Here is a 17101-nt window from a genome sequence, read left to right as displayed (position 1 = left end):
CCCCTGTTTACCGAGTGATTTGGTTTGAAAAAGTTCATCATAAGCACGCAAATGCTCTATGGCATGATGCGCGATATCACTCCTTTCTTCTTCAACAGAAACGGGAGAAGGTGCTTCCTTATGCTTGGCACATAATAGTTTAATTTTATCTGTCGTCACATGGGACGGATGGATCCTCCGTAATTCCTCCATACTTTGTTCTATCTCTTTTAAACTCGCTTCTTCTTGTAAATAACGAAATAACTCTATAAATTCCTTCGCATTATTGGTATAATAAGTTTCATAGATATTTTTTATTTTTTTCTCCGCCTGTTGTAACGCCACACTATTGGCCAATGCACCAGGCTTTTTCTTTAACGTATTTAAGTAATGATCTAATTGAATCCCCCCATTCATGTCCTCCTGTTAAACGATGATGCTCTGCGATTTTATCTCCGTCATGAAAGCATTGAATCCGATTGGAATAGACTTTGGCTTTTACCACCTTATCGACCAAATGATCCGGTACGGAATAATGATTTTGATCAATGACAATCGTGGAATATTTATCCGCCCGTACATTGACTATTCGAGCTGCATCAAATGGCGGTAACGCTAGAAGAAGATGCGTTTGCTCATGGGCAAACAATTCATTTGCCGAACAATCCTTTCCAGTCTGTTTCCTATCGTTGAGTCTTTCACAGATCTCCATAAGGTATTGATTTGCTTCTTCTAACGTTTGAAAGGAATCTTTAAACGCAAAAGCCTTCCTTCGAATGACTTCAACACTCCGTTCCACGTGACCCTTCTCATTACCACTTCTAATGTTACAAAAACGATAATTAAAAGTATAGTAGATAGATAGTTTTAAAAGTGCTTCGGTTGGTTCTTTTTCCACTCCTACAAATCGTTTAACAGCTACTTTCATATTGTCATATACCATGGTTTGATAGACCCCGCCTATTTTGTCAAAAAATAAAGCGTGAGCTTCTTGAAAACATTCTGTTTTTTGTTTGGTAAATAAATAGGCCATTCGATAATTACCATAAGCAGAAGTAAACACTGCCATTTGAAGTACCCGGCGTTTACCGTCAATCATTACTTTTACTTCCCCCCCAGTCAAATTCACAAATGTCACCTGGTAGATAAGCAGCTTTTATGTATGCTTCTTTTGGCTTATTTTCTAATTTTCGAACGACGCGAAGGACCGTACTATAACTAATATCAAAACCCTCCATTTCCAACATCTCATGTATATCAATAGGTTTTTTTAGTTGCTTTCGTAATCCCTTTTTTACCTTTTCCTTATTTTCTACTATCTGTTCTTGGATTCTTTGTTCCATTTCCTTTGTTAATTTGCGCTTCACTCTTTTTCCTACTTGATATCTAGGAGCCTCCACAATCGATTGAATCAATTCCCCTGAGTCCATATTGGAATTCAGTTTCTCCAGTTCGCATCTCTTTGTTTCGTATTCTTTAATATATTTCCTTACCGTTTTACGATCCACGCTAGTGCTTTGGGCGATTTCCCTTTGGGACCTTCCCTCCCTTATATGCATTAGTAAGACTTCTTGTTTCTTTTTCAAATCGATCATCGCTCCAGTCTCCCCATGTTGAAAATAATACTTTCCTTCATGGGTTATTATAAACTAGTGGGGGGGGACTTTTCAATGACTATCGTGGTCCACTTTTAAGTTACCATATACATGTAATGTCTATAGCAATGGAATTAATAACAGAAGTGAAAGCGTACAGTCCTGAAGTAAAATTAAATGTAGTTATTTCAATTGAAAAAGTTCCAAAAGAGCTTCATGAGAAGGATATAACGCATAGGGATGCTAAACCAGGCAACATTCTTATTTATAAGAATGTTGCCTGGTTTAGCTGATTTTGGATTAGTCGACTATCCAGATAAAGCTGATTTAACTAATCGTCAAGAATCTGTAGGTCCTAATTGGACGATGAATCCTGAAATGAAAAGAAACCCTACTATTGCTGATAGTAAGTCAGCAATAGTAGGGTTTCTTTTGGCTAAAACTCTCTGGATTCTAATAACTAATGAGAGCTTAGGTTTTGAAGGTGAGTATTCAAATAAAAGTAGAGTCGCGTTAAAAAACTATGACGGATTTCTATTGAATACTGGTGGGTTAGCTGATATTTTAAAGAAGGCTACTAACCATGATATTAAGGCGCGTCCTAATAAGGGGGGGGAATTTTTAAATGAGTTAGAAAAGTGGAGGGAAGAAAGGGCTGATTTTGATAAAAGGAATAAAGTAGAGTGGAAATTAATCCAGAAGGTACTATTTCCTACTACTTTACCGTCCAGAGTTATTTGGAAAAATATCAATGATATTGTAAATATACTAAATCTGATTGGTTCAATTGATGCCCCCCCTAAATCATATGTTAATTCCTAGTGGTAGAGGAATGGACTTGCTTAATGCAAGATTGGCTAGTGAAGAAGGCTGTATAGAGCTAAATACAGGTTTAGTTGATGTAGTTAAGCCTATAAGTTAACTTTTAAATCATCTAACTTTGATTATCAATGGAACTATTTCAGGTTAGAAATCGGCAAATTAGAGCCTTTTGAGGCAGATGAAAAATAAGGGTATACTCTAAAATATGAATTTATTAATGAGGTAGAGAGAGTTATACAGGTATTATAAGCCAGGAGCATTTGTATTATTACAAAAGACATCAATATATAATAAAAACCCCCCCTCCACTTATGATGGAAGACATTCTCAAGTTTCTACAGAAGAACTGTTGCTGTTAAAAGATCAGGAGAATTAAGTGAAAACCATTGTTCAATGATGTTTTTCAAGTAAACTTATCCATGTATTTGTCCATTATTTTGGATTGGTTTATATTTTCCGAATATTCTCATTTTTTGGGTTAAGTTATATTATTTTAATTCTATACTAGTTTGTTAATCCATATAATGTATTTACGTAAAAAAATATAAACACTTTAATTGAACCTGCGAATTTTGCGTAAAAAGTAAGATAAAAATAATTATAATAGTTGACTGCGCTTTCAATTAATGTTATTTTAGAAATAGTAAGGATTATCAATAATATTTACGTAAATATTAAATTGAGGAGGGAATACATGAAACTTGGTTATATGACAAATGCCTTTGGCTTATTAGTTGGTTCAGGAGGCGGTGTTACAAGTGTAAAAGATATTCGATACGAAACAATTTGTGATGATTCAGAAGTAATAAAAAGAATAGCTGGTCATGGTTTTAAAAGTATTGAGCTATTTGATGGAAATCTTGAAAGGTTTGTAAGTGATCCCGATAAGTTAAAAAAGATACTAATTGATAATAATGTGTCTTTACTCGGAGTTTATGTCGGAGCTAATTATATCTATCGAGATGCGCTTGAAGATGAACTTTGGCATATTGAAAGGACGGCAAAGATTGCATCTAGTTTGGGTGCTTCTCATGTGGTACTTGGTGGTGGAGCAGTTCGCGCTTCTGGAATAAAAGATGAGGATTACGATTTATTAGCTAAAGGGTTAGATAATGCCAGAGAAGTAGTTCAAAAACATGGTTTGGTAGCAAGTTATCACCCTCATTTGGGGGGGTCAATGGTTGAAACGCCTGAGCAAATTGATAAACTTTTTGCACTAACTTCAATTCCATTTTGTCCGGATATTGCACATATAGCTGTAGGTGGTGGAGATCCGCTTGAAATAGTCAAAAAGTATTATGATCGAATTAAATACGTTCATTTAAAGGATTTAATGAATGGCGAATTTTGCCTTTAGGGAGGGTGAATTACCACTGGGTGAAATCATTCAATTCTTGCAAAAGAAAAATTATAGAGGTGACTGGTTAGTAGAAATTGATGGTTATTCTGGTGACCCAGATGAAGCATGCCAAATATCATTCGATTTCTTAAAAGACAAATTGGTAAATTAAAATCAATTATATTTAAACATAAATTATAATGAAAGCCTTTTTATGAAAAACAATTCTGTTATTTCTTTAGGTTTTGGTTTAATTTGACTCACGAAAAAGTGGTAAATAATTGATTAATTAACAATAAATTTATAATAAATTAGAGAAATGTAGCAAAATATATTTTTGGGAAAGTAGGTAATATTATGAAAAAACTAAACGTAGCACTAATTGGAGCTGGATTTATGGGGGGAAGGCGCATGTGGTTGCTTATTCTAATATGCCAAAGTTTTTCTGGCCAGCGCCAGCTGTTCCTGTATTGAAAACTGTTTGTGATATAGAGGAAAGTATCGCTTCTGATGCAAAGGATCGTTTTGGATTTGAAAAGTGGACAACAGATTGGAAGGAAGTCGTTAATGACCCAGAAATTGATATTGTAAGTGTTTGCACACCAAATAACGCTCACGCTGAAATTGCTATTGCTGCACTTAGCTGGTAAACATGTGCTTTGTGAAAAGCCTATCGCTGATAATTCAGTAGATGCGAAAGCGATGGCGGAAGCAGCCGAAGAAGCTATGAAGAAAGGCATTGTATCAATGTGTGCATATCAATACCGTAGAGTTCCAGCGGTAGTATTAGCTAAAAAGTTTATAGATGAAGGTTCAATTGGAGATATTTTGAATGTTAGAGCAACATATTTGCAAAGTTGGAGTGCGGATCCATCTTCGCCACTATCGTGGAGATTCCAAAAAGGTGTTGCTGGAGCAGGAGCATTAGGTGATATTGCTACTCATGTAATTGATATTTCACAATACTTGGCTGGCGATATCAAAGAAGTAGTTTCTAGTGTGCAAACCTATATCAAGGAACGTCCTGTACAGGAAGGTGGAGTAGACCTATTAGGTACAGTGAAAATAGACGAAAATGCCCAGAAAGAACCGGTTGATGTAGATGATGAAGCCTCATTCTTAGTTAAATTTAAAAATGGCGCTGTTGGAAGTATCGAAGCAACTAGGAATGCTTGGGGGAAGAAACAACTTTATTACAGTTGAAGTACATGGAACTAAAGGATCAGTATATTTTAATTATGAAAGATTAAATGAATTACAAGTTTGCTTTGCAGATGATCCTGTTGATAGAAGAGGATTTAAAACAATTTATACAGGACCAGCGCATTTTTATGGTGAAGTTACTTGGAATATTCCTGGTATGAATATAGGTTATGGAGAGTTAAAAACAATTGAATGTTATGAGTTTATTAAAGCTATTGCTAACAATGCACAACCATCTACAACATTTACAGAAGGTTATAAAGTAGATAAGGTGTGTGAAGCGGTAATGAAATCTTCTGAATCACAAAATTGGGAAACTATTAGCTAATTATCACGTCACTTCAATCCTGATGAGATCAATTTAAATATAAATCTATTTAAAAGGGGGGGTAGTAAAATGAAAAAAATGAATAAGTATCTTCTACTGTCGATAGTTGTGTTATTTGCACTTTTTTTGATGACAGCATGTAACGATGAGAGTGAATCAACTGGTGGAGAGATTGATACACAAGAAAATAATATGGGAGAAGTTTCTATAGAGGGTCCTATTAAGATCAATGAAAGCATACCTAGTGATACAGAAATAATCAGTAAAGGACCTAATGGGGGGGAAAAAGCAGTATCTGCTCATTCTATTGAATTAACAGAAGAAGAAGTTGCTAAGATTAGAGAAGGTAACTATACAGCAGCAATTGCAATGCACTATGCCGGAAATGATTGGTCACGTGCTCAAATAAACGGACTAGAAGATACTTTTAAAAAAATGGGCATTGAAATACTTACAGTTACAGATGGCCAATTTAGCGCAGAAAAACAAATGTCAGATATAGAAACGATTCTTGGGATGGATCCTGATATTTTAGTAAGTATACCCGTTGATGCAGTATCATCTGCGGCTGCATATCGAAAAGCCGTAGATCAAGGTGTTAAAATAGTATTTATGGATAATGTTGCAGAAGGTTTTACTCCTAGTGAAGATTATGTAAGTGTTGTGTCGGCAGATAACTATGGGAATGGGGGGGTAGAAGCAGCACACTTAATGGCCGAGCAACTTGGTGGGAAAGGTAAGATAGGCGTGATTTATCATGACGCAGATTTCTTTGTAACAGGGCAACGTGTAGAGGCATTCGAAGCAACAATTGAAAATGAATATCCTGAAATAGAAATTGTAGAGCGTGGCGGTATCGCTGATGCATCAGAAGGTGAAAGTGTAGCCAACTCAATGATAACTCGTACCCCCCCAGATCTAGATGGAATGTTTGTTGTTTGGGATGTACCGGCTGAAGGTGCGCTATCTGCTATAAGAACAGCGGGATTAGATGATGTTGTAGTTACTACGATTGACTTAGGGACTCCAGTAGCATTGGATATGGCAAAAGGGCAACATGTTAAAGGGTGGGAGCTCAATTACCATATGCACAAGGTGTTACCGAAGCAATCCTTGCTGGTTATTCGTTATTAGATAAAGAAGCTCCGCAGTATGTGGCTGTTCCGGCTTTACCGGTTACAAGAGATAATTTGTTAGAATCTTGGGAGTTAATTTATAATCAACCTGCACCAGATGAAATACAGGCTGAATTCGAATAAATATAATTTAAGGGGGGGATACTAGATATGAAATCACTTAATGTAGGAATGATCGGTGGCGGATTTATGGCAAAAGCACACTCGCTAGCGATATCAGGGGGGGTTAATATGTTTTTTGATGATGGAATTGTTCTGAACCGTAAGATGATTGCAGAGGTAAATGAAGAGATGGCGAAAGATGCTGCTAGAAGATTTGGCTATGAAAAATATACAACTAATTGGCGTACATTGGTAGAAGATCCTGATATTGATATAGTAGACATTGTTACACCAAACAATTTGCATATGGAAATGGCAATTGCAGCAGCGAATGCTGGAAAACATATTATATGTGAAAAACCTCTAGGTAGAAATTCAAATGAAACAAAAAAAATATTGGCGGCAGTGGAAAAAGCAAATGTAAAAAACCTGGTTGCCTTTAATTATCGTAAAACACCAGCTGTTGCATTAGCAAAAAAATTTATTGATGAAGGATCAATAGGTAAGATTCTAAATTTTAGAGGTACCTATTTACAAGACTGGTCTGCAGATCCAGAATCTCCACTTTCATGGAGATTCAAGAAAGATGTTGCAGGTTCAGGAGCTTTAGGGGGGGATATCGGAACACATGTTATAGACTTTGCACATTTTCTTGTTGGAAAAATTGATGAAGTAATGTCAATGTCTAAAACATGGATTAAAGATCGACCAATTCAAACAGGCGGTTTAGATACTTTAGGTAATAAATCAGCTGAAAATACAGAAAGAGGAGTTGTAGATGTAGATGATGAAATTTCTACTTTGCTACGATTTAAAAATGGTGCTGTAGGAAGTATTGAAGCTACAAGAAATGCTTGGGGTAGAAACAACTTTTTAACTTTTGAAATTCATGGTGAAAAAGGCTCTTTATACTTCAATTATGAACGTAGGGATGAATTACAGGTATTTTTTGCTGAAGACGGTGATGATCGACGAGGTTTTAAAACAGTATACACTGGTACTCCTCACCCTTATGGTGAAGGATTGTGGCCAATTCCTGCTATAGGTATCGGGTATAGCGAAGTAAAGATAATAGAAATGCATGATTTTCTTCAAGCTATTATTCAAGATAAAGAGTGTGAACCAAACTTTAATGAAGGTCATAAAATTGCACAGGTTTCGGACGCTATTATAGAATCATCTAAAAACAAAAATGGGTAAAAACTAATGTATAGTCAATTACTTCTTAATTTTACTTTATAAGAGGTGTTAGTGAAAAGGGCCTAATATAATTTAGGCCCTTTGGTATGAAAGGGGTCTATTACAAATGACAAAAAACATTCTCAAAATGTCAAATATAAATAAGTCATTTAATAAAATTAATGTTTTAAATAAGGTTGACTTCGAAGTTGAAGAAGGTGAAGTCCATGCCTTATGGGGGGGAATGGAGCTGGTAAATCAACTTTGATGAAGATACTGACTGGAGTATACCAGTTAGATAATGGAATTATAGAAATAGATGATAAACAAGAACAAATTAATAGCCCTACTGATGCAACCAAAGCGGGCATTTCTATGATTTTCCAGGAATTTAGTTTGGTTCCTAAGTTGTCAATTGCACAGAATATATATCTTCATAGAGAACCTAAAACAAAACTAGGCACAATTGATGATAAGAAAATGATACGTGATAGTGCTGCTATCCTTGAGAGTTTAGATATAAAAATTTCCCCCCCTGAAGAGTTGGTTGAGAATATTAGTGTAGGGTATTGCAGATGACAGAAATAGCTAAAGCCTTGTCAATGAATACAAAAATTCTAATAATGGATGAGCCTACGTCCACTTTAACAAAAGCAGAAACAGAAAAACTATTTGAAATGATCAGTAAACTTAAAAAGTCAGGGATAACTATTATTTATATTTCACATCGAATGGATGAGATATTCCAAGTTTGTGATCGTATTACTGTATTAAGAAATGGTAAGAATGTGTTGACCAAAAAATGTAGTGATATGGCGTTGGAAGAGGTTATTAATGCTATAATAGGTGGTAGTATGCGAAAGTCATTTGAGTGGACGGAAAGATCAATTATTGAGAACAGAAAACCATTACTAGAAGCGAAAAATTTAAAGTCTGGTGATAAGGTGAAAGATGTTAGCTTTTCACTTTATGAGGGGGAAATTCTTGGAATTGCAGGACTAATGGGCAGCGGAAGGTCTGAAACTGCAAAAGTAGTATTTGGAATTGACCCCCCCTTAGATAATGGTGAGATTTATATAAAAGGCGAAATGAAAAAGATTAATTCTCCAAGTGACGCAATTAATTGTGGGATGGGACTGGTGCCAGAAGACAGGCGCTCTCAAGGATTGATTCTAGGTCATTCAGTCAAAGAAAACACGATACTTCCTGGGTTACCAATTTTTCAAAAAAGACAATTATACAAGATAATATAGTCGATGAAAAAGTAGAAGAATTAGTCGAAAAACTAAACGTGAAAACCGATGATATATATAAAACTGTTTCATTATTATCCGGTGGAAATCAGCAGAAATTAGTTTTGGCTAAATGGTTAGCAAATGATACAGAAATTTTAATTCTGGACGAACCAACTAGTGGAGTGGATATTGGTGCAAAAACAGAAATTATTGAATTAATTAGAGAAATGGCTGATTCCGGAAAAGCTGTACTTGTAATTTCATCAGAGATGACAGAATTGCTAGCTATGAGTGATAGAATCTTAATTATGAAAGATGGAGTAGTTACTAATTCTATTGATAGGAAAGTCATCAAGAATGAGGAGGATGTTGAGTATGCAATCCAAAATGTTGAGTAATATTAGGAACTTTGATTGGAGACAAAATATTGTATATATCGCTTTTATTGCTGTATTAATTTACTTTTCTATTACCTTAGGCGATCAAGGATTTTTAACTCAAGGAAATATATTAAATATTTTTAGACAAACAGCTATGATTTCAATTATGGCAGTTGCAATGACATTTGTAATCTCTGCTGCGGAGATAGATTTATCTGTTGGTTCTACTGCTGCATTAGCAGCGATAACAACTGCTTTAACTATGCAGGCAGGCTTAGGACTCATTGTTGCAATAATAGTCGGACTAGCAACTGGTCTATTAATCGGGTTTATAAATGGACTTTTGGTTACCAAGATAGCTATACCAAGTTTCTTAGTTACGTTGGCAATGATGATGATAGCCCGTGGACTAGCTATGTGGATTTCGGGTACTGCTGCTATTCCGATTCTTAATGAAAATTTTATTTTCCTTTTTGGTGCTGGGAATGTATTTGGAATACCAATTCTTCTTATTTGGACACTAGTAATTGTTGTTATAGGTCAATTCTTATTGAGGAAAACTGTTTTTGGAAGACAAACATTGGCTACGGGGGGGAATGATGTAGCTTCAACCTATTCTGGTATTAATATAAATCGAATAAAACTTAGTGTATTTATGGGAGCGGGGCTAATGGCAGCTATTGCTGGTATGTTATATGCCGGTCGACTTCAAGCAGGTCGTTTTACCTTTGGGGAAGGTGATGAGTTATCAGTCATCGCTGCTGTTATCTTAGGAGGTACTAGCCTTTTTGGAGGCGTAGGTACGGTAGTCGGTACAGTTATTGGTTCTATAATGATTGGAACCATTAACAATGCATTGATTTTACAAGGATTAGATGTTAGCCAACAACAGGTTGTTCAAGGTGTAATTATTATACTTGCTGTCGCATTTGGTAGAAAAAGCAAAAAGTAAAAATAAAAAGGAAAGTCTGAAATGAAATAGCATGGCAAAAGGGTTATTAAAAGATAATTAATTGGAAATTATGGAGAACCAACAAAACTTAAGTTTCTATTTTCATAATTCGCCTTGGGACTTTGCTAGTAAGATTGCCTGTTCAATTGTAATTACGTGATTTAATGGAAGAACATCGGATAAAGGCAAAAAGCTATTGCGGAAATTCTTCAATACATTGAACAGGAATTTATATTTACCAGTAAATTTTAAACATACATCCTTACATTGTTTACAATGTCTTTGTGATGGTTCTTTTATTACACTTACGAGTAAAAGTGATGGCGTTTATAAGTAGTGTTTCCTTTACTATTTTGTTGAAGGAAATACGGGTAATAATAAGGGTTTTGTTTATATCAATCCAAAAATGAATAGGTAAACTATTTTAAAATTCATAGGGAATAACGCCTTTCCAAAATATATAGGGATACCTAGGAATACTGATTGTCCAACATAAAACAAGGTCATGTTATGTTTGTAAAAAGATAAGTCTGCATACTTGAAATTATACTTGTTTTTACTTGAAAAGTTAATTTCCACATATAGAGTTAAGGTAACTCTGCTATAAGAACAGTCCACTCACCTTCGGGTGATTTGTAGTTAATTCGTCCTTACTCTTATTTTATAATATTAAAAATTCACATAACACAAGTACATTTTATGCTTTGAGCGAAAGGGAAGGAATGGTTAAAAGATGAAAATAGGTGTGTTTACAGTTTTATATCAAGATCTACCTTTTCAACAAATGCTAGATAAACTTCAAGGATTAGGAGTTAAAGCTGTTGAACTAGGAACAGGTAATTATCCTGGTGATCAGCATTGTAATCCCGATTATTTACTGGATAATCGACATGAAATTAAAAAATTTAAAGACGCTATAAAAAAACGTAATATGATAATTAGTGGATTAAGTTGTCAAGGGAATCCTCTTCATCCTAATAAAGAGATTGCTAAGAAACATCATAAAACATGGGAGAAGACAATTCAATTAGCTGAACAATTAGAAGTGGATGTAGTAAATTGTTTCTCAGGGTGCCCGGGTGATAGTTTTGATGCGCAATTTCCAAATTGGGTAACATGTGCATGGCCACCTGAATACGAAAAATTAAGGAAATGGCAATGGGATGAAGTTGTAATTCCATACTGGCAAAGACAATCTCAGTTTGCTTCTAAGTATGGAATAAATAAAATTGCAATAGAAATGCATCCGGGATTTGTGGTATACAATCCTGAAACATTAGTTGAACTCAGAGAGCGTGCAGGAAATAATATTGGAGCAAATTTTGACCCAAGTCATCTTATTTGGCAGGGAATTGATCCAGTCGAAGCGATAAAATACTTGGGTAAAAAAGAATGCATCTATCACTTTCATGCTAAAGATACTTATGTAAATGAAGCAAATAAATCTATAAACGGTGTATTAGATACTAAGCATTATAGTGAGTTTTTGAAACGGGCATGGTCATTTCGAACAATTGGTTATGGACAATCCCAAAAAACATGGAAGGATATATTGAGTGCGTTAAGAGCTGTTGGCTTTGATAATGTGATATCTATCGAACATGAAGACATGCTCGCATCTGTTGATGAAGGCTTAAAACAGGCAATTCAACTATTAGAAGGTTCTATGCTAAAAGAAAGTCCTACTGAAATATGGTGGGCATAAATAATACTTGAATTATTCATACTTCGAATTTAGACCATGATTGAAACCAAAATCACATATTTTTCTGTTCCACTGGAAAATATCCTGGTGACTTTCCTGCTTGAAACTTGTTTTTAAAATGAAGGTTTGTAAGTAACCGATTTTTTGGCAGGCTGCTCCCTTGGTCGAAAAGGGATTTTTTATTAATGGGGATCTGTATGCTTATTCTAACTTTAGGTTCTGGACTCGCTGTAGCACTTTCGAGAAGAAATCCTGATACACGAAACTAGATGATAACCTGAAATAAAGGGATTGGCCTGACTTCACTAATCGGCTTGCAACCTTGATGACCTTTGTCCGTATGGTTTTAATTTGCATATTCTTCTGTCCCTCTGGGAAACAAAGCGTGTGTAGCCAGTTCGTCAGGTTATAAACCAACAGACTCAACATCATTTTTACTTCGTTCACCTGGAAGGAATAGCTGTTCATGTTATCCAGGTCAAAGCCATTCTTGGCTTCTTTGATATAGTTTTCCATTGTGCCTCTTTTTTGGTAAGCAAGAATGATATCACTGGGAGAAAAAGCATCCACCAAGTTGGTCACAATGAACGAGTGCGTTAAGAATAATTCGCCTGCAGGGCGAACGGACTTGATAATCATTTTCCTAGAATGAGACCATGACTTTACCTAGTAATCGGTTGCTTCATAAAAATATTCCGCCTTCGTTATATCTGTGGGTGTCTTTGAAGGATGAATTTCGTCCGCAATCCGTTGTAGGTTTGCATTCCAATTGAGTCGAATGACGTAATAAACCGATTCCTTTTCGCATAATTCATATAGGGCAGTAACGGCAAATCCACTGTCGCCACGGATGAATGGCGTAGTTTTTGGAAAATTCTTGTTGTAGTGTTCAACGAGTGGTTGAATAAAATCCACCACACCGTTGGATGTATAGATATTTCCAGGTCGTAGCTTCGCCTTCATAAAATCGCCGGTTAGGCCGTCCATGACAACCAATGGTCCCATAATGGGCATTGTAAGCCGCCGACTCCTGATTTCCATAGGTATTGGAATATGTGGAATCCAGATCAAAGATAAGTGCTTTTGAATCTCGTGTTTGACCCACTTTATCTATCAGTTCCTGGTTGGCGTTATTCAACTGTTCCATGGATTGGTTATCAAACCGTTTGAAAAAACGGGATAGACTGGGTTGAGAAGCTAGCGCATCTGTTCCAATGACTTAGGTAACACAGGGTCCTTCGTTAGCTGATCTGTAGCATCATCCTCGGTGTAACCGGCAATGACTTGATAGAGCTTTTGAGGAAGCAGGTTTTCACTGGAATGATAGTAGTAAAGTCTATTGTTCTTCAGTTTCAGATGTTGGGGCAGAGTTTCAGAGAAACCAAGTTTCTCATCGAATTCCTTGAAGAAAAATTCACCCGTATCAGAGGGAAAATACTCTCCATTATTTGACAATTTGATTTGACGATTGAAATCAAGCGTGAATTGCGGTAAAGTATGCATCATAAGAATTGCCTGCTAATAGGGTATATCGACCAAATACAATCGTTGTATGACGGATAAAACCGTCATAAGAGCGACCTTGGTATTCTTTCTGTAACTTTAATAAAGATTCGGTTACTTTAAAAAAGACTTCAATATCCTAGTGCATGCCGTAGATGCGCATAATTTCTTGATCAGCTAAGGGGCTATCGGTACTTAAAATGGCTAACCAATCCCCCCCTTTTTGTTGTGATTACGTACAAAAATGATTTTGACACGCACACCATTGGCTTGGGTAGTTTGAATGGAGCGTAGGATTTCTTTTTTACCCGTTGTAGGCGTTTCTAAACGATAAAGTTCTTTCAAGCTAACTTTCTTATCATCGATAATATATAGTTGCTTTAGCTGTTTGACCATGCCAATCATATTGATCCATGCATAAATGGGTGGATTAAGAAAACGATAAACGGTATCTTTGCCGGAGTAGTCACAGTACTTGATAATTCTGGCTCTTTTTAGATGTTTAAGTAATTTTAGTTCTTTAAAATCTGCTTTCAGGTTATTTGGTAGTTGATTTAATAGATCCTTTTCCTTTATCATATAGGAGACATCTCTTCTGTATGATAGTTGTATTAGTCAAATCAACTATACCAAACATAGAGGTGTCTTTTTGTGGATTTTTATAAAATCAAGGTAACTTCTTTCTTTAAAACCAGCGCTACGGATCATTGGTGTTGCGCGTGATTTTCCGGTGCGAAAGTTGAGTAGATGATTATACACATTAGGAGTGCATACAAAAATGGTTACGATAAAGGAAATTGCAAAAAGAGCCGGAGTGTCTTTAGCAACAGTTTCGCATGTGGTAAATCGGACTAGATACGTCAGTCCAGAGTTAGTAAAAAAAGTAGAGGACGTAATTAATTCATTAGATGAATTACCTAATTTTATTGCGAAAAAAAGGGAATTAAGTAAAACATCTGAATCAGGGTTTATTCAAATTTTTGCGACAAATCCTTTAAATACATTTCAAGCAAATGTATTAAAGTCAATTATAAGAGAGGTATCTTATACCAATGTAGTTACTATTCATTCAAAGGATTTGTATGAAATATTAAGAAATTATTCATTTTTGGATAGTGATAAATGTAAAGGACAAATAATTCTAATTGAAGAAAAAATAAAATCCCCCCCTATAAAATTTCATTCTTCACTAAAGATGCTTCCAACTGTGATAATAAGTGAAAGTAATATTCAATCTATTAATTCAAATGCTAGTGTTATAAGAACAGTTATTTCAGATAGTTATAATGGATCATATAATGCTGTAAACCATCTAGTTAGGAATGGTCATAATAAAATTGCTCTTATACATGAATATATTTTAAATGGTAATGATACATATTATAATGGGGAAATATTGACAGGCTATAAAGATGCCTTATTAGATAACGGAATACAAATTGATAATAGATATGTATCGGAGATTGTAAATGGTGAAAATGCACTAGTAGAGTACCTTCATAATTTATTGTATGGAGAAAATCCACCAACTGCTTTATTTGTAATAAATGAGGACGTTCTCTCAGTTGTATTTAAATTTTTGAACAGTAATAATCTTGCTTGTCCAGAAGATATCTCCATCATAAGCTATTATGATACAGAATGGTATGAGTTATTTTCTCCTGCCGTCTCTGCTGTTCAGCAGGATATATATATGATAGGGAAAAAAGCCATAGAATATATAGAGGAAAGTAGTATTTCTAGTCATTTAAATATTGAGAATTCTAATATATCTACAGTTATACCAACAAAACTTCATATACGTTCTTCAACAAGTGGCATAAGTCGAGGGCCTTTTGGGGGGGAGAAGGCAGCTAAAGTTGATGTTTTGAATTTATCAGAAAATGAGAAGTTATTATTTAGTAAAAGGAAATATACTGCAGCTATTTCCTTCCATTATACTGGTGCTGCTTGGATGGAGTTACATCAGTTAGGGATAAAAGATGTTTTTAATGAATTAGGTATCTCGTTGCTTGCAGTAACTGATGCTCATTTTGATCCTGAAATGCAAAGTAAACAATTAGATAGTATTATGGCTTTTGATCCAGATATTATTATTGCCATTTCAACAGAAGATAACAAAACCTCTGAAGCATTTAAAAGGGTAGCAAAAAGCCCTTCAAAACTTGTACTAATAACAAATGTTCCTAGAGGATTAACCCAGTCAGATTATGTAAGTTGTGTATCTGTAAATGAATGGACACATGGTAGACTAGCTGGTAGTGAGCTTGGAAATAGTATGAGAAAATACAATCGAAGAAATGTAGGATTTATATCGTATGATTCTAATTTTTATGCGACAAATCAAAGAGATATGGGAGCACATCAAATTTTATTAGAAGAATACCCTGATCTTAACATTGTAAAAGAAGTTAAATTTAAAAAAGAAGAAGATGTTTATGAAGATACAATTCAATTATTGAAAAAATATCCAGAAATACAGGGGTTATATATATCATGGGAAGGACCAGCTACTAAAGTTTTAGAGGCAGTTAATAGTATTGGAAGAAAAGATATTATTATTGTTACCTCGGATTTAGATTACTCTTTAGCCCTAAATATGGCGGAAGGTGGAAATGTGAAGGCAGTAAGTGCCCAACTACCTTATGAGCAAGGGCAAGCAATAGCTCTTGTAGCGGCAAATGCTTTACTGAATAAAGATGTTCCTAAATTTATTGGAGTAGAGCCTATAAAAGTAACCTGCGAAAATTTATTGAAAAGTTGGAAGAGGATATTCAAACGAACTCCCCCTAAATCAATAATAGAAGCAATTAAAAATAATTCTTATAGTAAATAAGTTGGCTTTTCCAAATGATATAGTGGGTTAGCCTGATATCCTTTGAATTAGAACGTAAGATACTTTGTGGAGTAATCAAATAGTAAAGCTCCTTTAGGTAAAACCCATTTCTTGGCTTTTGTGCATTTCCCTTAATAGCATGATAGGAACAACATCCAAATTTGAAAAATGATGTAGCTTGTACTTATCAAGCGTTTAATTTAAATCCACTCCAATTCTGTAATAACCAGATAATGGGTGTATTTTTTTAGTTGAAGAACCTCTAAAAAAATGAAGGCATTTCGCGAAGTAGATAAGTTTCCCCCTGCAAAATGTGCTTCGACACCTCACAGATTCTTTCTCACATTTTTTCTCAAACTAAAATGGTCCACCACGTTTCAAAATTAAAAAGCATGCTGTTCAACTTTACACCACCCAATTCACGAATAACAATATTGCTGTTTTGGACAAGTATATTAAATTACCCAAACTGGGTCTCATGAAATGTGCAAAAAGCCAAGAACCTCAAGGACGTATTATAAAAGCAACGAAGCAAATTACCCAAGAAAAATGCAGCCATAGAGGTGGACCTTGGTATCACGGATTTTGCCATTTTTTCGGAGTAAGCGTAAAATAATCCACACCTATTTCTAGATGTGGACTAATGTTATGCTTTATTTAGATTTATTTGGTACACGACATTCATCTGGAATAGTTGGTGACCATGGCAGAAGTTGATCTAACTTTACTTTATCTGTCGTATCCATATTGGGAAGCTCCTCAAAAAGATAACATAGATAATGAAATGGATTTAATCCATTTTCCTTC

At 35.2% G+C, this 17101-nt stretch carries 17 protein-coding genes and 4 pseudogenes; 17 read left to right on the top strand and 4 right to left on the bottom strand.

From position 1 onward, the window contains the following. Nucleotides 1–6: 6 nt before the first annotated feature. A pseudogene (gene istA, locus JCM21714_RS24910) lies at nt 7–1574 on the bottom strand (IS21 family transposase); the annotation flags it as partial. Between the two features lie 116 nt (nt 1575–1690). Between istA and JCM21714_RS22295 the strand changes: the two are divergent. From JCM21714_RS22295 to JCM21714_RS15640, 16 genes and pseudogenes are all read left to right on the top strand, one after another. After that, nucleotides 1691–1867, top strand: a complete 177-nt coding sequence (locus JCM21714_RS22295; RefSeq protein ID WP_235182960.1) for a hypothetical protein — start codon at nt 1691–1693, stop codon at nt 1865–1867. After that, on the top strand, nt 1815–2396 hold the full coding sequence (locus tag JCM21714_RS15675; protein ID WP_052000804.1) for a hypothetical protein: 582 nt from the start codon (nt 1815–1817) through the stop codon (nt 2394–2396). The genes JCM21714_RS22295 and JCM21714_RS15675 overlap by 53 nt, the downstream gene beginning before the upstream one ends. A gap of 694 nt (nt 2397–3090) precedes the next feature. Then, entirely contained in the window at nt 3091–3753 is a 663-nt protein-coding gene (locus tag JCM21714_RS15670) for a sugar phosphate isomerase/epimerase family protein (RefSeq protein ID WP_200868467.1), read from the top strand. Further along, on the top strand, nt 3734–3907 hold the full coding sequence (locus JCM21714_RS20570) for a hypothetical protein (RefSeq protein WP_200868466.1): 174 nt from the start codon (nt 3734–3736) through the stop codon (nt 3905–3907). Before JCM21714_RS15670 ends, JCM21714_RS20570 begins: the two co-directional genes overlap by 20 nt. A 259-nt stretch (nt 3908–4166) precedes the next feature. Continuing rightward, nucleotides 4167–4410 (top strand): annotated as a pseudogene (locus JCM21714_RS22290) (Gfo/Idh/MocA family protein); the annotation flags it as partial. 27 nt (nt 4411–4437) lie between these two features. After that, the gene (locus tag JCM21714_RS22285; RefSeq protein WP_369403634.1) at nt 4438–4938 is read left to right on the top strand and encodes a Gfo/Idh/MocA family protein; all 501 of its coding nucleotides are present in this window, start codon (nt 4438–4440) and stop codon (nt 4936–4938) included. Beyond that, nucleotides 4904–5266 carry a hypothetical protein gene (locus tag JCM21714_RS22280; protein ID WP_235182959.1) on the top strand — a complete coding sequence of 121 codons (363 nt, stop codon included), beginning with the start codon at nt 4904–4906 and terminating at the stop codon, nt 5264–5266. Before JCM21714_RS22285 ends, JCM21714_RS22280 begins: the two co-directional genes overlap by 35 nt. 69 nt (nt 5267–5335) lie before the next feature. After that, a complete protein-coding gene (locus tag JCM21714_RS15660; protein WP_369403632.1) occupies nt 5336–6400 on the top strand; it encodes a substrate-binding domain-containing protein in 1065 nt (354 codons plus the stop codon). After that, nucleotides 6334–6525 carry a hypothetical protein gene (locus JCM21714_RS24500; RefSeq protein ID WP_369403631.1) on the top strand — a complete coding sequence of 64 codons (192 nt, stop codon included), beginning with the start codon at nt 6334–6336 and terminating at the stop codon, nt 6523–6525. Before JCM21714_RS15660 ends, JCM21714_RS24500 begins: the two co-directional genes overlap by 67 nt. 27 nt (nt 6526–6552) lie before the next feature. Continuing rightward, nucleotides 6553–7704, top strand: a complete 1152-nt coding sequence (locus JCM21714_RS15655; protein ID WP_035725742.1) for a levoglucosan dehydrogenase — start codon at nt 6553–6555, stop codon at nt 7702–7704. A gap of 106 nt (nt 7705–7810) precedes the next feature. Continuing rightward, on the top strand, nt 7811–7951 hold the full coding sequence (locus tag JCM21714_RS22275; protein ID WP_235182958.1) for a hypothetical protein: 141 nt from the start codon (nt 7811–7813) through the stop codon (nt 7949–7951). Then, entirely contained in the window at nt 7918–8262 is a 345-nt protein-coding gene (locus JCM21714_RS22270; RefSeq protein WP_235182957.1) for an ATP-binding cassette domain-containing protein, read from the top strand. Before JCM21714_RS22275 ends, JCM21714_RS22270 begins: the two co-directional genes overlap by 34 nt. Then, nucleotides 8259–8936 carry an ATP-binding cassette domain-containing protein gene (locus JCM21714_RS22265; RefSeq protein WP_235182956.1) on the top strand — a complete coding sequence of 226 codons (678 nt, stop codon included), beginning with the start codon at nt 8259–8261 and terminating at the stop codon, nt 8934–8936. The genes JCM21714_RS22270 and JCM21714_RS22265 overlap by 4 nt, the downstream gene beginning before the upstream one ends. Beyond that, the gene (locus tag JCM21714_RS22260; protein ID WP_235182963.1) at nt 8849–9316 is read left to right on the top strand and encodes an ATP-binding cassette domain-containing protein; all 468 of its coding nucleotides are present in this window, start codon (nt 8849–8851) and stop codon (nt 9314–9316) included. Before JCM21714_RS22265 ends, JCM21714_RS22260 begins: the two co-directional genes overlap by 88 nt. After that, the gene (locus JCM21714_RS15645; protein WP_035725739.1) at nt 9294–10250 is read left to right on the top strand and encodes an ABC transporter permease; all 957 of its coding nucleotides are present in this window, start codon (nt 9294–9296) and stop codon (nt 10248–10250) included. Before JCM21714_RS22260 ends, JCM21714_RS15645 begins: the two co-directional genes overlap by 23 nt. Before the next feature lie 733 nt (nt 10251–10983). After that, nucleotides 10984–11955 carry a sugar phosphate isomerase/epimerase family protein gene (locus JCM21714_RS15640; protein WP_035725737.1) on the top strand — a complete coding sequence of 324 codons (972 nt, stop codon included), beginning with the start codon at nt 10984–10986 and terminating at the stop codon, nt 11953–11955. 201 nt (nt 11956–12156) lie between these two features. Here the strand turns inward: JCM21714_RS15640 and JCM21714_RS18790 are convergent. Both JCM21714_RS18790 and JCM21714_RS24905 read right to left on the bottom strand, forming a co-directional pair. Further along, nucleotides 12157–13458, bottom strand: a pseudogene (locus JCM21714_RS18790) (IS1380 family transposase). 13 nt (nt 13459–13471) lie between these two features. After that, nucleotides 13472–13869: pseudogene (locus JCM21714_RS24905) on the bottom strand (IS4 family transposase); the annotation flags it as partial. Between the two features lie 367 nt (nt 13870–14236). On the opposite strand from JCM21714_RS24905, the gene JCM21714_RS15615 reads away from it, so the two are divergent. Further along, nucleotides 14237–16294 carry a LacI family DNA-binding transcriptional regulator gene (locus JCM21714_RS15615; RefSeq protein WP_035725725.1) on the top strand — a complete coding sequence of 686 codons (2058 nt, stop codon included), beginning with the start codon at nt 14237–14239 and terminating at the stop codon, nt 16292–16294. Between the two features lie 653 nt (nt 16295–16947). On the opposite strand, the gene JCM21714_RS19560 is transcribed toward JCM21714_RS15615, so the two are convergent. After that, nucleotides 16948–17101 (bottom strand): transposase domain-containing protein (locus tag JCM21714_RS19560; protein ID WP_148295067.1); only part of this gene is annotated, 154 nt, incomplete at its 5' end.

The organism is Gracilibacillus boraciitolerans JCM 21714 (genome assembly GCF_000521485.1).
GTDB lineage: Bacteria > Bacillota > Bacilli > Bacillales > Amphibacillaceae > Gracilibacillus > Gracilibacillus boraciitolerans.
Note: the sequence above shows the minus strand (reverse complement) of the source record. Positions and strands in the feature narration are given on the sequence as shown.